Annotated in this window: 16 protein-coding genes; 10 read left to right on the top strand and 6 right to left on the bottom strand. The window is 72.0% G+C overall.

Going from position 1 to position 19,350, the window contains the following annotated elements; all coding sequences use genetic code 11:
* The first annotated feature begins 64 nt into the window (after positions 1-64).
* Positions 65-1,264, top strand: coding sequence for a sulfotransferase (locus AB1046_RS01400; RefSeq protein WP_369371996.1), 1,200 nt, complete (start codon positions 65-67; stop codon positions 1,262-1,264).
* 10 nt (positions 1,265-1,274) lie between these two features.
* Here AB1046_RS01400 and serA read toward each other — a convergent pair whose 3' ends face one another.
* Both serA and AB1046_RS01410 read right to left on the bottom strand, forming a co-directional pair.
* Positions 1,275-2,513, bottom strand: a complete 1,239-nt coding sequence (gene serA, locus AB1046_RS01405; RefSeq protein ID WP_369371997.1) for a phosphoglycerate dehydrogenase — start codon at positions 2,511-2,513, stop codon at positions 1,275-1,277.
* 73 nt (positions 2,514-2,586) lie between these two features.
* Positions 2,587-4,866, bottom strand: a complete 2,280-nt coding sequence (locus AB1046_RS01410; protein WP_369371998.1) for an AAA family ATPase — start codon at positions 4,864-4,866, stop codon at positions 2,587-2,589.
* A gap of 120 nt (positions 4,867-4,986) precedes the next feature.
* Here AB1046_RS01410 and AB1046_RS01415 point away from each other — a divergent pair, with 120 nt between their 5' ends.
* The 5 genes from AB1046_RS01415 (at position 4,987) to AB1046_RS01435 (ending at position 10,052) form a co-directional block, all read left to right on the top strand.
* Positions 4,987-6,369: a PP2C family protein-serine/threonine phosphatase gene (locus AB1046_RS01415; RefSeq protein ID WP_369371999.1), complete on the top strand. Its 1,383-nt coding sequence runs from the start codon at positions 4,987-4,989 to the stop codon at positions 6,367-6,369.
* The gene (locus AB1046_RS01420) at positions 6,366-8,015 is read left to right on the top strand and encodes an ATP-binding protein (RefSeq protein ID WP_369372000.1); all 1,650 of its coding nucleotides are present in this window, start codon (positions 6,366-6,368) and stop codon (positions 8,013-8,015) included. Before AB1046_RS01415 ends, AB1046_RS01420 begins: the two co-directional genes overlap by 4 nt.
* A gap of 101 nt (positions 8,016-8,116) precedes the next feature.
* The gene (locus AB1046_RS01425) at positions 8,117-8,536 is read left to right on the top strand and encodes a response regulator (RefSeq protein ID WP_369375541.1); all 420 of its coding nucleotides are present in this window, start codon (positions 8,117-8,119) and stop codon (positions 8,534-8,536) included.
* 169 nt (positions 8,537-8,705) lie between these two features.
* A complete protein-coding gene (locus AB1046_RS01430; RefSeq protein WP_369372001.1) occupies positions 8,706-9,635 on the top strand; it encodes a proteasome assembly chaperone family protein in 930 nt (309 codons plus the stop codon).
* A 213-nt stretch (positions 9,636-9,848) separates the two neighbouring features.
* Positions 9,849-10,052, top strand: a complete 204-nt coding sequence (locus AB1046_RS01435; protein ID WP_369372002.1) for a cold-shock protein — start codon at positions 9,849-9,851, stop codon at positions 10,050-10,052.
* 64 nt (positions 10,053-10,116) lie between these two features.
* Here AB1046_RS01435 and AB1046_RS01440 read toward each other — a convergent pair whose 3' ends face one another.
* Entirely contained in the window at positions 10,117-11,064 is a 948-nt protein-coding gene (locus tag AB1046_RS01440; protein ID WP_369372003.1) for a spermidine synthase, read from the bottom strand.
* Positions 11,065-11,155: 91 nt separating this feature from the next.
* Here AB1046_RS01440 and AB1046_RS01445 point away from each other — a divergent pair, with 91 nt between their 5' ends.
* The 3 genes from AB1046_RS01445 to AB1046_RS01455 all read left to right on the top strand — a co-directional run bounded on the left by AB1046_RS01445 (position 11,156) and on the right by AB1046_RS01455 (position 13,506).
* The gene (locus AB1046_RS01445) at positions 11,156-11,632 is read left to right on the top strand and encodes an SAV_6107 family HEPN domain-containing protein (RefSeq protein ID WP_369372004.1); all 477 of its coding nucleotides are present in this window, start codon (positions 11,156-11,158) and stop codon (positions 11,630-11,632) included.
* Positions 11,633-11,732: 100 nt separating this feature from the next.
* Positions 11,733-12,974 carry a DNA polymerase IV gene (gene dinB, locus AB1046_RS01450; protein ID WP_369372005.1) on the top strand — a complete coding sequence of 414 codons (1,242 nt, stop codon included), beginning with the start codon at positions 11,733-11,735 and terminating at the stop codon, positions 12,972-12,974.
* A 106-nt stretch (positions 12,975-13,080) separates the two neighbouring features.
* A complete protein-coding gene (locus tag AB1046_RS01455; protein WP_369372006.1) occupies positions 13,081-13,506 on the top strand; it encodes a DUF3040 domain-containing protein in 426 nt (141 codons plus the stop codon).
* Positions 13,507-13,664: 158 nt separating this feature from the next.
* On the opposite strand, the gene AB1046_RS01460 is transcribed toward AB1046_RS01455, so the two are convergent.
* From AB1046_RS01460 to AB1046_RS01470, 3 genes are read right to left on the bottom strand one after another with little or no spacing between them, the layout of a single operon-like run.
* Positions 13,665-15,950, bottom strand: coding sequence for a transglutaminase domain-containing protein (locus AB1046_RS01460; protein WP_369372007.1), 2,286 nt, complete (start codon positions 15,948-15,950; stop codon positions 13,665-13,667).
* A complete protein-coding gene (locus tag AB1046_RS01465; protein ID WP_369372008.1) occupies positions 15,947-17,260 on the bottom strand; it encodes a DUF58 domain-containing protein in 1,314 nt (437 codons plus the stop codon). The genes AB1046_RS01460 and AB1046_RS01465 overlap by 4 nt, the downstream gene beginning before the upstream one ends.
* A gap of 20 nt (positions 17,261-17,280) precedes the next feature.
* Positions 17,281-18,330 carry an AAA family ATPase gene (locus AB1046_RS01470; protein WP_369372009.1) on the bottom strand — a complete coding sequence of 350 codons (1,050 nt, stop codon included), beginning with the start codon at positions 18,328-18,330 and terminating at the stop codon, positions 17,281-17,283.
* Between the two features lie 400 nt (positions 18,331-18,730).
* Here AB1046_RS01470 and mraZ point away from each other — a divergent pair, with 400 nt between their 5' ends.
* Complete coding sequence (gene mraZ, locus AB1046_RS01475) at positions 18,731-19,201, top strand: division/cell wall cluster transcriptional repressor MraZ (protein ID WP_369372010.1); 471 nt, start codon at positions 18,731-18,733, stop codon at positions 19,199-19,201.
* Positions 19,202-19,350: the final 149 nt, after the last annotated feature.

Consider the following 19,350-nt stretch of genomic DNA (forward strand, 5'->3'; position numbering starts at 1 on the left):
CGCTGTCCGGTCCTGCCGCGTCGGGCGCTTGTCGCCGTCGGGGGGTATGGGCAGGATATGCGCCATGCCCCAGGCCACCCCGCTGCTCCGCCTCCTCAACGTGCTGCTCGCCCCCGGCCTGCGCACCCGCAAGGACCCCGACGCCGTCTTCGACCGCCTGCTGCGGGAGGAGCAGGACGGCCGCGTGCCGCTCGGCCCCGACGACCTCGCCGCGGTCGACGGCCTCCGACTGCTCCTGAGCGACCTCGCCGCGCATCCCGACCTGAGCGCCATGGGCTGGACGAGCACCCAGGACCAGATCCGCGAGCGGCTGCGCAACCGCGCCGTCGTCCGCGACCTCCAGGCGAAGCACCCCGAGGTGCGGGACGAGCCGGTGACGGCGCCGGTGTTCGTCGTCGGGCTGCCGCGGACCGGGACCACGCTGACCTACAACCTGATCGCAAGGCACCCCGGCAACCGCGGCCCCAAGCTGTGGGAGATGACCAACCTGGGCCTCCCGCGCCCGGAAGCCGAGCGCGAGCGGCTGATCGCGCAGGCGCGCAAGAAGTTCGCGACGGTGGCGAAGCTCAGCCCCGCGTGGGCGCACCTGCACCCCCTGATCGCCGAGAGCGAGGAGGAGGACTTCATGCTGCGCGCGCACACCGAGATGTTCGCCACCTGGGGTCCCATGCCGCGCTACCTGGAGTACCTGGCGGACGCCGACCTCACCGCCGACTTCCGGTTCCTGCGCGACGCCCTGCAGGTCATGGCGGCCGGGGAGGCGCCAGAGCGCTGGGTCCTGAAGCACCCCATGGACCTGTGGCGGATGCCGGAGATCCTGCGCGCGTTCCCGGACGCGCGGTTCGTCTGGACGCACCGCGCGCCCGGCGCCGCCGTCGCCTCCGGAGCCTCCATGGCCGAGGCCACGCACGTGATGTACATCAAGCCGGGGCGGATCGACCTGGAGCGCATCGGCCGGGAGTGGCTCGCGATCTCCGCGGGCGGGGTCGAGCGTGCGATCGGGCTGCGCGAACAGCTCCCCGCGGACGCGGTCATCGACGTCGTCTACGACGACCTGGTTGCCGAGCCCGAGACGGTGCTGCGCGGGGTGTTCGACCGCCTGGACCTGCCGTGGACCGCGACTGACGGGGCGAACCTCGCCGCGGCCACCGACCGCACGGGCCACCGCCCGCACGCGTACACGCTGGAGCGTTACGGCCTGGACGAGTCCCAGGTGGCGGAGGCGTTCGCGGCCTACAAGATCCCGGCCTCGACCCTCACCTGACCACGACTGATCAGCGGGCGGCCGGACCCGGCGGGAACTCCGGCCGCTCGAAGGCGTCGCGGATGCGCAGGCGGATGGTCGTGTCCAGGGCCTGGAGCTTCTTGGACGCGCCCCGCTCGGTCACGTCCGAGATGTCGGTGACCACGTAGCCGATGTCGCCGCGGGTGGCGAGCACCTGCCCCTCGATGTTGGCGCCGTGGTCGGCGAAGATCTGGTTCACGGTGGCCAGCACGCCGGGCACGTTGCGGTGCAGCACCTTGATGCGGCCCACGCCCGTGTGTTCGAGCTGGAGGTTCGGCAGGTTGACGCTGAGCATCGTCGAGCCGGTAGTCACGTAGTCGCTCAGCTTCTTGGCCACGAACTGGCCGATCGCCTCCTGCGCCTCCTCGGTGGAGCCGCCCACGTGGGGCGTGAGGATCACGTTGGGCAGGCCGCGCAGCACCGACTCGAACGAGTCGCCGCGCTTCTTGGGCTCCTCGGGGAAGACGTCGACGGCCGCCCCGGAGATGTGCCCGGAGGTGATGTGCTCGGCCAGCGAGTCGACGTCGACCACAAAACCGCGGCACAGGTTGAGGAAGATCGAGCCCGGCTTCATGCGCCCGAACTGCTTCTCGCCGAACAGCCCGGCGTTGCCGGAGCGCCCGTCGACGTGGAGCGTCACGATGTCGGCAGTCTCGAGCAGCTCGTCGAGCGTCTCGACGCGGTGGGCGTTGCCGAGCGCGAGCTTCTCCGCGGTGTCGAAGAAGATGACGCGCATGCCCAGGTTCTCGGCGAGCACGGAGAGCTGCGAGCCGATGTTGCCGTAGCCGACGATCCCGAGGGTGCGGCCCCGCACCTCGTGCGAGCCCTCGGCGGACTTGTCCCAGACGCCGGCGTGCAGGGCGCGGTCGCGCTCCGTCATGCGCCGGGTCAGCGAGATGATCTCCGCGATCGCGAGCTCCACCACGGACCGGGTGTTGGAGAACGGCGCGTTGAACACCGCGATGCCGCGGTTGGCGGCGGCGGTCAGGTTGATCTGGTTGGTGCCGATGCTGAAGGCGCCGACGCCGACGAGGCTGGTCGCCTCGGTCAGCACCCGGGCCGTCACCTCGGTCTTGGAGCGGATCCCCAGGAGCTGGACGCCGTCGAGCGCGGCGATCAGCTCGTCCTCGTCGAGGGCGCCCTTGCGCCAGTCGACCTCGTACCCGGCCGATTCGAGGATCGGGACGGAGGTGGGGTGGACGTTCTCGAGGAGGAGGGCTCGCTGCACGGACCCATGGTGCGCCAGGTGAGGCGGAAGCAACAAACGGACGGGGGCCGTGTCCCGCCTGCTGGGACGCGGGTCAGAAGCCCTCTGGGAGGTCCCGGGTGTGCACCACGACGAGGCGCTGCGTCGGACGGGTCATCGCGACGTAGAGGTCGCTCGTCCCGCCGTAGCCCTCGACGATCGCGGCCGGCTCGACCAGAACCACGCCGTCGAACTCCAGCCCCTTGGTCTGGCGCGGGGCGAGCACCGTCACCTGCGCGTCCTCCGGACGCTGCGCCACCAGGCGCGCGGCCTCCGCCGCGCCCACCGCGGTAGGCAGCGCCTCGGCGACGGCCTCGGCCAGCCCCGCGACGCTGCCCGACGGCGCGACGACGGCCACCCGGCCGGCGTCGGGCCCCACGAGCTCCTTGACGAGACTCAGGGCCTCCTCGACCACCCTGCCGGTCTCCGGCAGGGTGTCCATCAGGGTGTCCTGCGGCAGGTCCGGGTCCGGGGCGGCGCGGACGGCGACGAGCGAGCCCTCGACGTCCCGCGCGGCGCGCAGGTCCGAGACGGGCAGGCGAGCGGCCCGGGCGACCCGCTGCGCGGTGTCGGCGACCGTGGACGGCGTGCGGTAGGAGACGGTGAGCTCGGCCAGCCGCCACCCGTCGTGCAGCAGCGGGGTGAGCATGCGGTCCCAGCTCCGGGCGCCCGCGGCCGACGACGTCTGCGCGACATCGCCCACGATGGTCATCGAGCGCGTCGGGACGCGGCGCACCAGCGCGCGCCAGGCCATGGGGGAGAGCTCCTGCGCCTCGTCCACCACCACGTGGCCGTAGGTCCATGCCCGGTCGCCGGCGGCGCGTTCCGCCGTGGTCAGGGACGGGCCGCTCGCGGCGAACCGGGAGGCGAGCATCTCGGCGTCGACCAGGCCGTCGCCGGCGCCCGTCGAGGACAGCACGGTGCGCGCGTACTCGACCTCGCGAGCCTGCTCCGCCGCCCGGTTGCGGGCCTCGGCCAGTGCCACGGTGTCGTCCTCGCCGAGCAGCTCGTACGCCTCGTCGAGGATCGGCACGTCCGACTCCGTCCACGCGGCGTCCGGCGCCCGGTGCAGCAGGCGGCGCTCGCGCGCGGTCAGCTCGGGCGCCGCCTCGGCGAGCCGGTGCGGCTTGGCGAACAGGTCGCGGACCAGCTTCTCGGGGCTGATGGGCAGCCACGCGATGTTGAGCGCCACGCGCACGTCCCGGTCCGAGCGCAGGTCCTCGAACACGGACGAGCGGTCCTCACCCGACAGCGGCGCGTCCGCGAAGTCGCGGTACTGGTCGGTCAGGCGGTCGAGCATGTCGCGCACGAACGTCCCGCGCGCCAGGTTGTGCGGCTTGTGCGTGCGGCGGGCGTGGGCGATCGCGTCGCTCACGTCCCGGGGCCGGATCACGAAGTCGTGTCCCTCCACCCGGACGGTGACCTCCTGCTCCGGCACGCGCTCGCGCGCCCGCACGGCCCGGCGGATCACCTTGCGCCACAGGAGCAGGCCCTTCAGCCGGGCCACCTGCCCCTCGTCGACGGCGGTCGCCCGGATCCCCGGGATGAGGTCGCCGATCGTCGTCGAGACGACGCCGGTCTCGCCAAGCGACGGCAGCACCTGGTCGATGTAGCGCAGGAACGCGCTGGACGGGCCGACGATCAGCACCCCCGAACGCTCCAGGAGCCGCCGGTGCGCGTACAGCAGGTAGGCGGCGCGGTGCAGCGCCACCGCCGTCTTGCCGGTACCCGGGCCGCCCTGGACCACCAGGGCCCCGGACAGGTCGGAACGGATGATGCGGTCCTGCTCGGCCTGGATGGTCGCCACGATGTCCGTCATCCGGCCCGTGCGGCCCTGGGCCATCGCCGCGAGCAGCGCGCCCTCGCCGGACAGCGCGTCGGCGTCGATCTCCGTGTCGAGGTCCAGCACCTCGTCCTCCAGACCGGTGACCGAGCGGCCCTTCGTCACCAGGTGCCGCCGCCGGCGCACGTCGGCCGGGTGCAGCGCCGTGGCCCGGTAGAACGGCTCGGCGGCCGGGGCGCGCCAGTCGGTCAGCATCGAGCGGTGCTCGGCGTCGGTCAGGCCGATGCGCCCGACGTACCGCGTGGCGCCGTCGGACAGGTCGAGGCGGCCGAAGACCAACCGGTCCTCGACGGCGTCGAGCTGCGCGGCCCGGTCCTCGTACAGCGTGGCGAACGCGTCGCGCTCGCTGCGGTTCTGGTGCGTGCCGGTGGAACCCGCCAGGCGCACGTCCCTCAGGCGGTTCGCGGTCGTGCCGCGAAGAGTGTCAAGGCGGATGTACATCGTGTCGACGACTGCCTGCTCGTGGGCCAGCTCGCCCGCGATTCCCGTCACGCCTACCTCCGTGTTTCACCAGCGAAAAAACTTGGGCCGCAAACAACCGGCCGACCATTATCGCGCACCTGTCGGCCTGTCCGCTGACACAGCGTCATCTCGCTGGATAGGATCGCCGCCATGGCACTGGGCGGGGCAGGATCTAGGGGGCCCGGACGAGGGCCGGGACCCGAGGCGCGCTCGTCCTGGATCGACGGTCCGATCTCGGTGCTTCTCGTCGAGGACGACGACGCCGACGCCTTCCTCGTGAGCGAGCTGCTCGCCGACGCCGACGTCGAGGCGGACCTGCGGGCCGACCTGCACCGGGCGCGGTCCGTCGACGAGGCCCTCGGGGTCCTGTCGATGGTCTCCGTCGACTGCCTGCTGCTCGACCTGGGCCTGCCCGACGCCGAGGGGCTGGGCGCCCTGCGCCGCGTCATCGAGGGCATCGAGGTGCTGCCGGTGCAGCCCGCCGTCGTCGTGCTGACCGGGAACACGTCGCACGACCTGGGTTCGGCCGCCGTCGCGAACGGGGCCGACGACTACCTCGTCAAGGGCGACGTGGACGGCGACGCGCTCGCCCGCTGCCTGCGCTACGCGACGCTGCGGCGCCGGTCGGCTGCCCAGCAGATCGCCCTGTTCCGGAGCGAGGTGCGCGCCGCCGAGACCACCCGGCTGGAGCGCGCGCTGCTGCCCAAGGAACTGGTCACCGACGAGAAGGTCTCCGTCATGGTGGGCTACCTGCCCGGCGGGAACGGCCTGCTCGGCGGTGACTTCTTCGACACCGTGGAGCGCCCCGACGGCACGCTGGTCACCGTCATCGGCGACGTCGCCGGGCATGGCCCCGACGAGGCGGCGCTCGGCGCCGCCATGCGGACGGCGTGGCGCACGCTCGTGCTGGCGGACACCGCCGCCGACGACGTCCTGCCGCTGCTGGAACGTGTGCTCCTGGCCGAGCGCGGCCGGCCCGAGGTGTTCGTCACCATCTGCCAGGCGGTGATCTCGCCGGACCGCCGCCGGATGGACGTCTACCTGGCTGGGCACCTGCCGCCGCTGCTCGTGGTGCCCAAGGCGTCGACGGACCCGGCGGTGGCCGTGAGCCACCACTGCGAGGAGCTGTCCTCCGACCGCCGTGGCCGCGCCCTGGGCATCCCCGTGGAGGGCGGCTGGTCCGCGCACAGCATCCGGCTGCCAGAGGTCTGGACCGCGGTGCTCTACACGGACGGGCTCGTCGAGGCGGCGGTCGGCGCCGACCCGAAGGGCACCCCCATCCTCCCGCCCAGCGCGCACGGCAGGATGCCGCGCCTCGGCGCGCACGGCCTGCGCAGCGTCGTGGAGCGCGAGATGGACCAGGGCACCGACGAGGTCGTGACGCGGGTGCTGCGCCGCGTCCGTGAGCTGCACGGCGGCCCCCTGGTCGACGACGCGGCGCTGCTCTTCGTCGGCTGGGCCGGCGCGGGCGCTACCGGTCCCGCGGAGCGGACCTCCACGCTCGCCGACTCGGTGGAGTGGTCGCGGGCATGACGCTCGTGCCCGACGAGCACCGCTTCACCGGTGTCTCCATGCGCCGCCGCCTCGCGCGGCTCCTCGGCGCGGTCGCGGCCATGCTCGCGATAGCGCTCGCGGTGGCGGTGCTCGCCCTGGTCCAGTCGCGCGGCCTCGACTCCAGGGCCGACGGCCCGTACTACGAGGCGCTGGTCGACGCCGAACGTGCTTCCCTGGCGCTCTCCGACGCCGAGGCGTCGCTGCGCGCTTACCGGGAGACGTGCAACGACGCGGCGCTCGAGCCCTGGACCCGGGCCGTCGGGTCGACCGGCCGCATCACCATCCTGACGGAGATCGAGCGGCGCGAGCTCGCGGCGGACGCCGAGGTGACGCTCGCCTACCGGGAGGCGGCGGAGCTCACCGACGTCTGGTTCGAGAACTACGCGGAGCCCGTGGTGGCCGCGGTGGACGCCGCACCGGCGGGCCAGCTGGACTGCCAGATGGCGCTGATCGGCACGGTCCCGACGGCCGCCGAGGGCGAGGATCTGTACCAGAGCGCCCGCCTCGCCGTCCTCTTCTACCTGGGGGACCTGAGCGCGCAGCGCGACGCGATAGTGGCCAACGCCGCGGTCTGGGAGCAGGTGCTGCTGGGGGCGATGGTGGCCCTGGTGCTCGTCATCGTGCTCATGGGCACGCTGATGTGGCTCGCCCTGGAGTCCTGGGTGATCCGGCCCCTGACGGAGCTGACCGCCGGTGTGCGGGTGGTCAGCAGCGGCGTGCTCGGGCGGGAGATCCGGCCCGTGGGCGCGGGCGAGGTGGCGCTGCTTGCGATGCACGTCGAGACGATGCGCCGCGAGCTGGTGCACCAGGTGGAGGAGATCCGGCTGTCGCACCAGGAGGTCGAGAACGCGCACACCCTGCTCAGCGAGCAGGCGCGTGAGCTCGAACGGTCCAACCGCGACCTGGAGCAGTTCGCCTACGTGGCCTCGCACGACCTGCAGGAGCCGCTGCGCAAGGTCGCGAGCTTCACCCAGCTGCTGCAGAAGCGGTACGGCGGCTCGCTCGACGAGCGCGCCGACCAGTACATCGACTTCGCCGTGGACGGCGCCAAGCGGATGCAGCGCCTCATCCAGGACCTGCTGAGCTTCTCGCGCGTGGGTCGCACCGGGGTGCCGCGTGAGGACGTCGACCTGGAGAGCGTGCTGACGGGCGCGTTGTCCGAGCTCTCCGAGCGGGTGGCGGAGACAGGGGCCGAGATCGTCCACGACCCGATGCCGGTGGTGCACGGCGAGCGCGCCCTGCTGCAGCAGCTCTTCATGAACCTGGTCGGCAACTCGCTGAAGTTCCGCGACCCCGGCCGGGTGCCCGCCATCCGGATCGAGGTGCGCAGCATGCGTGCGCACTGGGAGATCTCGGTGGTGGACAACGGGATCGGCATCGACGCCCAGTACGCCGAGCGGGTGTTCATCATCTTCCAGCGGCTGCACCCGCGCGAGCAGTACCCGGGCACCGGCATCGGGCTCTCCCTGGTCAAACGCATCGTCGAGTACCACAAGGGCCGCATCTGGATCGAGCCCGCCGCCGGCGGCGGCACCATCGTGCGGTTCACGCTCGCGCGGCGACAGGGGCAGCCCGGCGCCGGGCGCCTTTCGACCGAACGGGCGCAGTCGACTACGCTCGGCTGAGGCGGCCTGACCAGGGCCGACGGCGGGGCGCGACGAAGGGCCCTGTCGACGTCCACACCAGGGTTACGGGCCGGGTGGTCAACTTGAGCGGTCATAAGGTGATGGAGATCCTCCTCGTGGAGGACGACCCGGGCGACGTCCTGATGACCCGGGAGGCGTTCGAGGACCACCGTGTCCCGAACAACGTCTCCGTGGTCGGCGACGGCGTGAGCGCGCTCGAGTTCCTGCGCAAGCAGGGGCAGTACGCCCAGGTCCCGACGCCGAACCTGGTGCTCCTCGACCTCAACCTGCCGAAGATGGACGGTATGGAGGTCCTCGCCGTGGCAAAGGGTGACCCCATGCTGCGGCACATCCCGGTGGTGGTGCTCACCACCTCGGACGCCCAGGAGGACGTCGTGGGCTCGTACTCGCTGCACGCGAACGCGTACGTGACCAAGCCCGTGGACTTCGACCAGTTCATCGACGTGGTCCGCCAGATCGACGACTTCTTCGTCTCCGTGGTGCGGCTGCCGGGTCGCTGAGCTCGGCCGGTGCCGGGCTGTTGCCGAGCCCTCGCCGGGCCGATGAGTAGAGTGCCCACGACGCTGAGGGCGTAACGGGAAGACACCCGGCCGTCGCGGCGTTGGACCTGAGCAGACACCGATACGTGTCGGGTGATCGGGAAGTACTCCGACGAGCGAGGGAGCGCACGTGCTTGACCCCCAGGGCATCTACGACGTCGACGAAGCAGCGGTCGAGCGCACGCTGGGTCGCAGCGTGCCCGGAAGCGCCGACGGGCCTGTTCTGCTCCACGCGGTCCGCGGGTTCGTGGACGCGGGCAGCGCGGGCGACATCGCCGTCGAGCACCTCATCGACGAGTTCCGGGTCGACCGACTGGTGACGTTCGACGTCGACCAGCTGCTCGACTACCGCTCCAAGCGAGCGACCATGATCTTCGACTCCGACCGCTGGGCCGACTACCAGGCGCCCTACCTCGCGATCGACCACCTGGTCGACGCCGAGGGCACCGGGTTCCTGCTGCTGCACGGCGCGGAGCCAGACCTGCAGTGGGAACGAGTGGTTGCCGGGGTGATCCAGCTCGTCGAGCGGTTCGGCGTGAGCCTGGTCGTCGGCATCCAGGGCATCCCGATGGGGCTGCCGCACACGCGGCCGCTGTCCCTGACGGCGCACGCGACCCGCCCCGCGCTCGTCGAGGACTACACGTCGTGGTTCGGCAGCGTGAAGGTGCCGGGCTCGCTCGCCGCGCTGCTCGAGTACCGCCTGGGCGAGGCGGGGCACGACGCGCTCGGCTTCACCGTGCACGTGCCGCACTACCTCTCGCAGGCGCAGTATCCGCCGGCGACGGTGGTGGCGCTGCACCACACGGAGCGGGCCACCGGCCTCGACCTCGCGATCCCGGCACTGGAAGAAGCGGCCACCGACGCCAAGATCGAGGTGGAGAAGCAGGTCGCGGACTCGGTCGAGATCGCCGCCGTCGTCAAGGCGCTGGAGGAGCAGTACGACGCGTTCGCGCGGTCCGTGGGGCGTCCGAGCCTGCTCGCCGAGACGACCCCGATCCCCAGCGCGGAGGAGCTCGGCGCGGAGTTCGAACGGTTCCTCGCACAGCAGAACGGTGACTAAAACCGCTGGTATCACAGCCCGGTGTGTCATAGCTGCGGCAGAATTGTGCCTGTTCCATGGCACATCTGATGGGTCCGTGCCACACTGGCGCACGTTGCAGTGACGTACCAAGGCCACGTCCGGCGTGTCGTGAGCAAGCGGGGAAAGCATTGCGGCAACGGGGGTGGGCATCGGGTCCGCCCCCGGATCCCGGACGGAAGGTCTTAGGACAGCATGGCGCAGGGTTCTGTGAAGTGGTTCAACGCTGAGAAGGGCTTTGGGTTCATCGCCCAGGACGGCGGCGGCGCCGACGTCTTTGTCCACTACTCCGCGATCCAGTCCAACGGGTACCGGTCTCTCGAGGAGGCCCAGCGGGTCGAGTTCGAGATCACGCAGGGTCCCAAGGGTCCGCAGGCGGAATCTGTCGTTCCGATCTGATGTGCTCGTGATCGAGGCCGCACTCCCTTCGGGGGGTGCGGCCTTTGTCATGTCCGGTGACGACTCAGGGCGCCGAGGCCTCCAGCGGCGGGTTCTCCAGTGGCGGGGTGTCCAGCGGCTGCGCCGTCCCGGCGAACGTCGCGGCGTCGTCGCCTACGAGCAGCGTTGCCGGCACGGCGAGGGTGCGCAGGGCGCGGCCCAGGCGGGGGTCGCGCAGGTCTGGCCCAGCGTCCTGCCCGGCGTCCTGCCCGGCGTCGGCGGGCAGCTCGCGCACGGCCGCCAGGACCAGGTTGCCGTACCGGCGCCCCTTGAGGATCGCGGGCTCGGCGACGGCGGCGAGCCGGCCGGACGCGGCAGCGTGGGGCCCGAAGGCCTGGGCGAGGCTCGCGACCTCCCGGCGCGCCATGGTCAGCGGCGGCCGGTCGGCGCAGTTCACGAGCAGGACGCCGCCGGGCCGCAGGACGCGGCGGGCCTCGGCGGCGAACCCGGTGCCCACGAGGTGCGCGGGCGTGCGGTCTCCCGCGAAGACGTCCCGGACCACCACGTCGTAGGAGGCGTCTCGCGCGGACGCGAGGGCGCGTCCGGCGTCGTCCGCGCGCAGGCGCAGCAGGGGGGAGCGGGGCAGGGCGAACCACTCGCGGACGAGCTCGAGCAGGCGGGCGTCCAGGTCGACGCCGAGCTGGCGGGAGCCTGGCCGCTCGTGCTCCACGTGCCGGGCGAAGGCGCTGCCGGCTGCGCCGAGGTGCAGCACACGGAGCGGACCGGCGGGCAGCAGGGCCACGAAGGCGGCCATCTGCTGCATGTACTCGAAGTCGAGGAATCCGGGGTCGGCAAGGTCGAGGCTGGAGCTGGGCACGCCGTTGACGTGCAGCGTCACTCGCTGCGGGGAGTCCGGGTCGCGAACCACCTCGGCGGTGCCGGTGCTGATCGGCACCGGGCCGACGGGCAGCTCGCCGGGGAGTGTCAGTGGTGCGGAGGAGGATGGGCGGCGTCGGGCGGTACGGCGGGCCATGAGGACAGTCTCTCCCGGGTCGGTGCACCGCTTGACAGAGTCGAACGTATGTTCGATAGTGGCGCACAAGGGGTTCGATCGGAGGTTCGAGATGGGCACCATGCACTCTCAGGGCGGGCGGGACGTGGTCTCCGCGCGCATGCTCGTGCCGCACGCTGTCCCGCCGGGCGTCAGCGCTCTGCTGCGCAAGGCGGACGCGGAGCTGGCCGAGGCGGCGCGTTCGGCTGATCCGGGGGACCGGTTCGTGCACGCGCACCTCGCGGCGATCCGGTCGGCTGCCGCGGTTGTTGCGCTCCGCGGTCGTCCGTCGGCGCGCTCGGGAGCGCGGACGGTGTGGGACATGCTCGCGCACGCCGAGCCCGAGCTAGCGGCCTGGTCCGGTTACTTCGCGTCCGGTGCGCCCCTGCGCGCAGCGGTCGACGCGGGCCGGCCGGAGCAGGTGGAGCCGGCACGAGCGGACGAGCTGCTGGCCTGCGCGGAGGACTTCCGGGACGAGGTGGCGATGCTCGTGGACCCCAACGCGGGGTTCTCGGCCCAGCGCCTGACCCTGGTGCCCGAGGCGTCGTAAGCCGGCGCCCGCGCAGTGGGGAGCGAGACCTGCCTCGGCGGCGCGGAGCCGGAGCGTTGGGCAGACAAGTGCTGAGCAACAGCAAGAACGGAGCAAGTCAGTGAGCAAGGGTCCGCGGTCAGCGGCGGCGAGACGCGACTGGGGGTCGGACGAGTCCGGCTGCTCGGTGCTGCACCTGGACATGGACGCCTTCTTTGCGTCCTGCGAGCTGGCCCGGCGGCCCGAGCTGAAGGGCAAGCCGGCGATCGTGGGCGGGCGGGAGCGTGGGGTGGTCCTGGCGGCCACGTACGAGGCGCGGGCGTTCGGCGTACGGTCGGCGATGCCGATGACCCGGGCCCGGCTCCTGTGCCCGCAGGCCGTGGTTATCCCGCCCGACCACACGCTGTACCACGACGTGTCCCGCTCGGTCATGGGCATGCTGCGGGAGGTCACCCCGCTCGTCGAGCAGATCAGCGTGGACGAGGCCTTCCTGGACGTCAGCGGTGCCCGACGGCGGCTCGGCCCGCCCACGGAGATCGGCGCCGAGCTGCGCCGGCGGATCGAGGCCGAGCACGGCGTGACGGCGTCGGTCGGCATCGCCCGGAACAAGTTCGTCGCGAAGCTTGCCTCGACGCACTCCAAGCCGGACGGGCTGATGCTCGTGCCCGTCGGGGCCACCGTGGACTTTTTGCACACGCTTCCCGTCGGCGCCCTGTGGGGGGTGGGCGAGAAGACGGAGAAGGCCCTTGCCGCGTGGGGCATCACCACCGTGGCGGAGCTGGCCCACACTGACCTGCCGAGCCTGCAGACGGCCGTCGGCCGGGTCAGTGGCGCCCACCTGCACGACCTCTCGTGGGGGCGCGACCCGCGACCGGTGGTGCCCGAGCACCGTGAGCACAGCATCGGTGCTGAGACCACGTTCGGCACGGACCAGGAAGACACGGTGGCGGTGAGCCGCCGGGTGCTGGAGCTGTCCGACCGCGTCGCGGCCCGGATGCGGCACCAGGGCGTCATGGCGCGCACGGTGTCCGTGAAGGTCCGTTCGAGCGACTTCGCGACGTTCACCCGGTCGCGAACGCTGGACGCCCCCACGGACGTCGCGCGAGACGTCTATCTCGTGGCGCGTGAGCTCGTCGCGAGCGTCGATCTGGGCGGGTTGCCGGTCCGGCTTGTCGGGGTACGGGGTGAAAACCTGCAGCAAAGAGACGGTTCCACCCGGCAGCCGACGCTCGAAGAGGCGACAGATCCTCGTTCCGGCGCGCAGCGCGAGGCTGAGCTCGCGCTCGACGCGGTGCGCGAGAAGTTTGGGAAAACGGCGATCGATCTGGGCCTGCAACACAAGAACGACACGCATCACCACTGATCTGCCCATATAGTCACTGGTATGCCCGGGATGTCGACTACCAACGGCGGCCCGGTCGGCCTATCCTAGAAGGGACACTGTTCCTTTGCGAGATCCGGGGGTCTCGATGCCTCTGTCCGAGTACGAGCAGCGGGTGCTGGAGCAGATGGAGCGCGCTCTGACTTCAGACGACCCGCGGCTTGCCAACACGCTTCAGTCCACAGGTCGGGGTAATGCGCTTCGTTATGTGCTGTCCGGGGCCGGCGTCGTCGTCGGTCTGCTTCTTCTAGTTGTGGGTGCGGCGACGTCTCGGACCTGGCTCGGTGCGATCGGCTTTGTGCTGATGTTCGCGGGTGTGGTCTTCGCGTTCCTCGGACCGCGCAAGAAGCAGCAGGACGGCCCGGTCGGCGTCGTCGCCGAGGACGGCACGGTCCAGCCGCCGCCAGGGGGAGCGCGCAAGCCCCGGAAGCGGCGGAGCGGTGGCCGTTCCGGCGGTTTCCTCGCGCGTCTTGAGGAGCGCTGGGAGAACCGGCGCAATCAGGGCGGTCGCTAGCCGGCCGACCCGTAGTGGCGGTCGTGACAGACCGTCGGCACGTGTGCGTGGCCAGGTAGGCGACTACTTGGCCGTGGCTGCACGACAGGAGCCGGGCCCCGTACGGGGCCCGGCTCCTGTCTGTCCCTGACCGGCCTGCCGGTCGGTCGCTGAGCGGGTCAGGGTTTGCGGGTGAGCACCGCGGTCAGCTGCGTGGTCACCGTCTCGGTGAGCTCCGCCAGGTCGGCGGCCGTTGGCGGCGTCGAGTGGCGGGCGTAACGCTCCTCCTCGGCGGCGTCGGCCAGGGCGGTCAGGCGCTCCGCGACGTCGTCGGGCAGGGGAGTGCCCGTGCGGGAGCGCACCTGGTCGGCGATGAAGGCCGGAGCGCGGCGCAGGGTGACCGACGGGCCCAGGCGTACGTCCTGCTCGGCGAGCAGCGCCAGGACCCGGGACCAGGCCCGCTCCGGATCGAGCACCTCGACCTCGGTGCGCCGGCGCAGCAGCAGCCACGCGGCCCCGCCAAGGACGCCGAGGCCCACGATCACCGCTACGACCCACGCCCAGCCGGGCAGGGTCTGGTCCGAGACCTCGTTGCGGTTCGAGCCCGCCGTGGCCGACGGGTTGGCGTCAGGCCGCTGGCTCGCCTGCTGCGTAGGCACCTCGTTCGCCCGCGTCGGGGTGGGCGAGGCAGTCGGGGCGTTGCCCACGCCCGGGTTCGCGTACGAGGGGAGCGGTCCAGTCTGCACCTGGGGCGTCGGCTCGAACCGGACCCACCCGACGGACGGGAAGTAGATCTCGGGCCAGGCGTGCGAGTCCTGCCCGGTGACCCGGTAGGAGCCGTTGCCGTCGGGCCGGCCGGGCAGCCAGCCGATCCCGATGCGGGCCGGGATGTCGAGGCTTCGCGCCATGACCATCATCGAGAGGGCGTACTGGGTGCAGTAGCCCTCCTGGTTCTGCAGGAAGTCCCAGACGGTGTCGGACGAGCCGCGGTAGTCGGCGTCCGGGTTGTACTCGAACCCCTGACCGGACCGCAGGTGGTTCTGCAGGGCGACGGCCGCGTCGAACCGGGTGGGCGCGTCCCCGGCGATGTCACGGGCGTACTGGGCGATCTCGTCGCGGTGCTCGGTGTCGGGCACCTCGGTGTAGCCGGCCGACCGGGGGTCGCCGGAGGTCGGGACGGAGCGCAGCAGCTCGGGGGTGAGCTCGCGGTCGACGACCTCGACGCGGTACTGAGCCCCCTCCCTGGTGCCGGAGCCGCGCACCTCGTCCCGGAGGGCGTCGTAGGCCCAGTCGTCGCCGATGATGTCGACCGAGCGCGGTTCGAGCGGCAGCGGCAGCTCGTCGCCGGTGAGCTGGCCGATCTCGATGTCCATCGCGCGCGGCTGCCCGAGGGCGCCCTCGCCCGGGGGCGCCAGGATGGTGGACGAGTCGAACTCCGCAAGGCCGCCGTCCGGCACGGCCCGGTGGGTCTGCACGCCGTCGAAGGCCGTCAGCGTCATGACCCGCAGCGGACCGCTCGTCTCGCCTTCGGCCATCCGGTAGGTCAGGACGGTGCTGGTGGAGCGAGCGCTCAGGGGCTCGCGCATGTCGAGGTCGGAGGACAGCTCGACCGTGTCGGACGGCGTGGAGATGAGCTGGCTCCACGACCCGGCCAGCGCGGGCAGGGCGGCCATGCCGGTCGCGACGCCGAGGGAGCCGGCCGCTACCGCGATCGACGTGAGCGCGGTGATCCCGGAGCGGAACCGCTGCGCACGGCGCACGGCCGCGGAGTCGGACTCGCTGTGCCGGCCGGGAGTCACCCCGACCGGGTCGACGGTGAGCAGCAGGAGCATCGCGGTGACACTGATGACGAACACCGGCCACTGCACCTCGCCCACCAGCGTCAGCGGTGGTGTCCAGAGCAGCAGCAGGGGTACCCCGGCGAAGCCGGGCATCCGGGCGCCGGCGAGGGAGTCCACGACCAGCAGCACCAGCAGGGTGCCGCCCACGGCCACCATGCTGATGGCCTCGTCGGGGCCGACCGGGGCGACCTGCGTGCTCATGGTCTCGGTGGCCTGCCGAAACCGTTCGAGGACCTGGTCCACGGAGTCCGGCCCCACGAACGGCTCGAAGCGCTGCCCGGGGCCGCCGTAGCGGGCCAGGACGTACCAGAAGGCGACCAGGACGCCGGCCGCCGTCGCCACGAACGAGGCGCTGCCCGACGCCCGGTCGGCGGCCCGGTCGGCGCTCACACCCTGGCCCGCCGCCCGGCGGGTAGCGGCGCGGTCCACGGCTGCGCGCAGCAGGAAGTACCGCACAGCACAGCTGGTGGCAGACACGAGGACGACGCCGGTAGTGCCGGCGGTGAGCCACGCGCCGGGGTCGATGACGAGGGCGAGCGCGTGCATGGACGCGATGACGGCGATGGCGACCAGCACGCCGGAGGCGACCGTGCGGACGAGCGGTCCGCGGTGGGCGGGGATCACAGCACCGGCTCCGCGAGCAGGGCCCAGGCACGCTCCGGGTCGGTGCGGGCCTCCGAGGTGGCGACGTGCCAGCCGGACGCGCGCAGCTCGGCGGCAGTCTGGTCGAGCTCGTGCTGGAACCCGGCGCCCCGAGGTGCCACGAGGAGCGCCCAGCAGGTTCCCTCCGCGCCGAGCGCCGCGAGGTCGTGCCGCGCGGCGGGATCGTGGGGCCCGAGCACGGCGATCACAATCTCGCCCGACGTCCGGTCGAGCCGGAGCGCACGCGCGGTGGTGCTCGTCGCGTGATGCCCCTCGGCGGCGCCGCGGTGGCCGCGGATGTCCACGCAGGCGTCGAGCAGGGCCGACCGGCTGGCGCGCGTCGACGCGAACCGCACCCCCTCGAGGCTGGGGGCCACGGTGGTGGTCAGCAGGCGCGTCGGGTGGCCGGCGTCGAGGAACGACGTCGCGATCGAGGCCGTGAGCTCGACTGCCCACTCGCCGTCGTCCACGGCGGCCGGGCGGCGGGGGCTTCCGGCCTCCTGCCAGTGCGGCAGCAGCGAGCGGTCGAGCAGGACGGTCACGGGGCGTACTCCTGCGCTCTCGTCGGCCCGGACCATGAGCTGGCCCCGGCGGGCGGCGCTCGCCCAGTGGACGCGGCGCGGGTCGTCCCCGGCGACGTACTCGCGCAGCACGGAGTCGTCGGTGGACTGGAGGCGCGCGCCGGTGGCGGAGTGGTCGACGTCGCCCACCGACCGTGTGCGCACGGCGAGCTCGACGGTGCGCGGCCACACCGGCACGTGCGTCGCGCGGCCTAGCGGCTGGGTGGCCCGGACCAGGCCGAACACGTCGGTGCGGGTGGTCAGCAGCGGGCCGAGCGACCAGCGGCCGCGGCGGGTCGGGGTCAGCGAGTAGTGCACGGTGATCCGGTCTGCCCGCGCCGAGACCCGGGCCCGGATGCCCTGGTGGCCTGCGAGCTCGTGCGCCGCCTGCTCGGACAGGCGCAGCCGGGACAGCCGTTCGTACGCGGCACCGGTCGCCTGGTGCGCGGCGACCAGGAGGCTGACCTCCGCCGTCCGGTCGCGCACCACGGGGTTCGGGGTCACTGCACGTGTTACATGCAGCGCCCCGCGTCCGGACTCGAGCCGCTGGATCCCGATGCCGACCCAGGCGACCGCCACGGCCAGCAGCGCCGCTGCGCCCAGCCCGACGAGGTCGGGCAGGGACAGCACCAGCCCGAGGGAGAACATGGCTCCGCCCAGGCAGGCGGCGCCGATGCCGCGGGGGGTCAGCCGGACCCGGCTGATCCGGGTGAGCGTGTCACGCCAGCTCATGTGCTGTTCGCCCCGGCCGTTCAGAACCCACGCCGGTCGGCGGGCTCGAGTGCAGGCACGGGCGTGCGCTGCACCAGCTCGTCCACGAGGGACTCGGGCGTGACACCACTGAGGCGGGCCTCGGTGGTGAGGATGAGGCGGTGGGACAGGACCGGCCGGGCCAGCCGCTGGATGTCGTCGGGCAGCACGTGGCTGCGGCCCGCCATGGCCGCTATCGCCTTCGCGGCCCGCAGGAGCTGGAGCGAGGCGCGCGGCGACGCACCGAGCCGCAGGCCGGGGTGCTCGCGCGTGGCGCCGACCAGGGCAACCACGTAACGCTTGACCGACGGCGAGGCGTACAGCGACCGCGCCACCTGCGCAAACCGCAGCAGCGTGCGTCCGTCGGTGACCGGCTGCAGGTGGGACAGCGGCGTGCTGGCCTCCTGCCGGTCGAGCATCAGGATCTCGTCCGCCGCGTTGGGGTACCCCACGGTGATGCGCGCCATGAAGCGGTCGCGCTGCGCCTCGGGCAGCGGGTAGGTGCCCTCCATCTCCACCGGGTTCTGCGTGGCGACCACGAGGAACGGCTTGGGGAGCTGGTGGGTGGTGCCGTCGACGGTGGTCTGGCCCTCCTCCATGCACTCCAGCAGCGCGGACTGCGTCTTGGGGGAGGCTCGGTTGATCTCGTCGCCGATGACGATGTTGCTGAACACCGGGCCGGGCCGGAACTCGAACTCGTGGCTGCCGGTGCGGAAGATGTTGACGCCCGTGAGGTCGCTCGGCAGCAGGTCGGGCGTGAACTGGATGCGGCCGACATGGCAGTCGATGCTGCGGGCGATCGCCTTGGCGAGCGTCGTCTTGCCGACGCCGGGCACGTCCTCGACCAGGAGGTGTCCCTCGGCCAGCAGGACGGCGAGCGTGATGTCGGCCAGGCCGGGCCTGCCGGTCACTACGGACTCGACCGCGGTGCGGACCCGGGCCATGGTTTCTACCAGCTCGTCGAGCGCGCCCGGTCCGGGCGCCGCCTGCGGGGCGGCCGCGCCGCCGAAGTGCGGATCCGCGAGACCGGACGAGACAGGTTCCGTGTGCACAGCGAGAGCCTCCATCAGGCCGGGTTAACAGGCCGGGTAACTGGCACGTGGACGCGCCGAGCGGAAGCCGGGCGGCTGGCGCTCGCCCGGCTGGTCCAGCGTAGTAGAGATGTAAAGCGGTCCGTTCGGTGCGTCACGTGGTCTTCACACATCCAAGAACTCGCCTTGCCCCGCCGGATCGGCCCCCCGGCAGGCCTGACGGGGGCTGCTGTGCCGCGGCTCAGAGCCAGCTACTCCGACATTCCACGCCACGCCGGACATGAATTCACTCCACTTGCTCTTTACCTCTTTGACCTGCGCATTGAGGGTCGGTGGGCAGTTCTCCCCGTGGTTTTTCCGAGTGCGGTGGTGGAAAGTGGAGTAGCGTGGAGTGTGCGGGAGTGAAAGGAGGTGCTGGCCGATGACTGCAGGTGCGGAAGGTTTCGCGGGTCTGGGCCTGCTCCTCGGCACGTACACCCCGAAGCTCGACGAGAAGGGCCGCCTGATCCTTCCCGCCAAGTTCCGGGGGCGCCTGTCCAGCGGTCTGGTCATGACCAAAGGGCAGGAGCGGTGCCTGTTCCTACTCCCGATGGACGAGTTTCAGCAGATCTACACCCAGATCCGGCAGGCGCCGGTGACGAGCAAGGCAGCGCGGGACTACACGCGAAACTTCCTGGCGGGAGCTAGCGACGAAGTCCCGGACAAGCAGGGCCGGGTCTCCATCCCGACACACCTGCGCGAGTACGCCGGCCTGGATCGCGAAGTCGTAGTGATCGGGGTCGGGACCCGCGTGGAGGTGTGGGACACGCAGGCCTGGGCCACATATCAGGAACTGACCGAGCCCGACTACATCGATCAGGCCGAGGAGATCTTCCCCGGTCTGAGCTTCTAGACAGCCTTCCAGGAAAGAGCGAGGGCAGGGCGAGCAACGGCCGTACGGCCAGGCCTCCTCCCGCAGGATCCGGCGCACTTCCCCGCCGCCGGAACCGTGCGGAGGGAGACCTGACCGGACGGCCGGCCTCGCAGGTCAGGGCAGTTCCG

Source organism: Promicromonospora sp. Populi, from assembly GCF_041081105.1.
Taxonomy (GTDB): domain Bacteria; phylum Actinomycetota; class Actinomycetes; order Actinomycetales; family Cellulomonadaceae; genus Promicromonospora.

Excerpts from the sequence above, each read along its gene's own strand:
- AB1046_RS01400 (WP_369371996.1), top strand. The coding sequence starts at position 65 with ATGCCCCAGGCCACCCCGCTGCTCCGCCTCCTCAACGTGCTGCTCGCC.
- AB1046_RS01415 (WP_369371999.1), top strand. The coding sequence starts at position 4,987 with ATGGCACTGGGCGGGGCAGGATCTAGGGGGCCCGGACGAGGGCCGGGA.
- AB1046_RS01420 (WP_369372000.1), top strand. The coding sequence starts at position 6,366 with ATGACGCTCGTGCCCGACGAGCACCGCTTCACCGGTGTCTCCATGCGC.
- AB1046_RS01425 (WP_369375541.1), top strand. The coding sequence starts at position 8,117 with ATGGAGATCCTCCTCGTGGAGGACGACCCGGGCGACGTCCTGATGACC.
- AB1046_RS01435 (WP_369372002.1), top strand. The coding sequence starts at position 9,849 with ATGGCGCAGGGTTCTGTGAAGTGGTTCAACGCTGAGAAGGGCTTTGGG.
- AB1046_RS01440 (WP_369372003.1), bottom strand. The coding sequence starts at position 11,064 with ATGGCCCGCCGTACCGCCCGACGCCGCCCATCCTCCTCCGCACCACTG.
- AB1046_RS01445 (WP_369372004.1), top strand. The coding sequence starts at position 11,156 with ATGGGCACCATGCACTCTCAGGGCGGGCGGGACGTGGTCTCCGCGCGC.
- AB1046_RS01455 (WP_369372006.1), top strand. The coding sequence starts at position 13,081 with ATGCCTCTGTCCGAGTACGAGCAGCGGGTGCTGGAGCAGATGGAGCGC.
- AB1046_RS01465 (WP_369372008.1), bottom strand. The coding sequence starts at position 17,260 with ATGAGCTGGCGTGACACGCTCACCCGGATCAGCCGGGTCCGGCTGACC.
- mraZ (WP_369372010.1), top strand. The coding sequence starts at position 18,731 with ATGACTGCAGGTGCGGAAGGTTTCGCGGGTCTGGGCCTGCTCCTCGGC.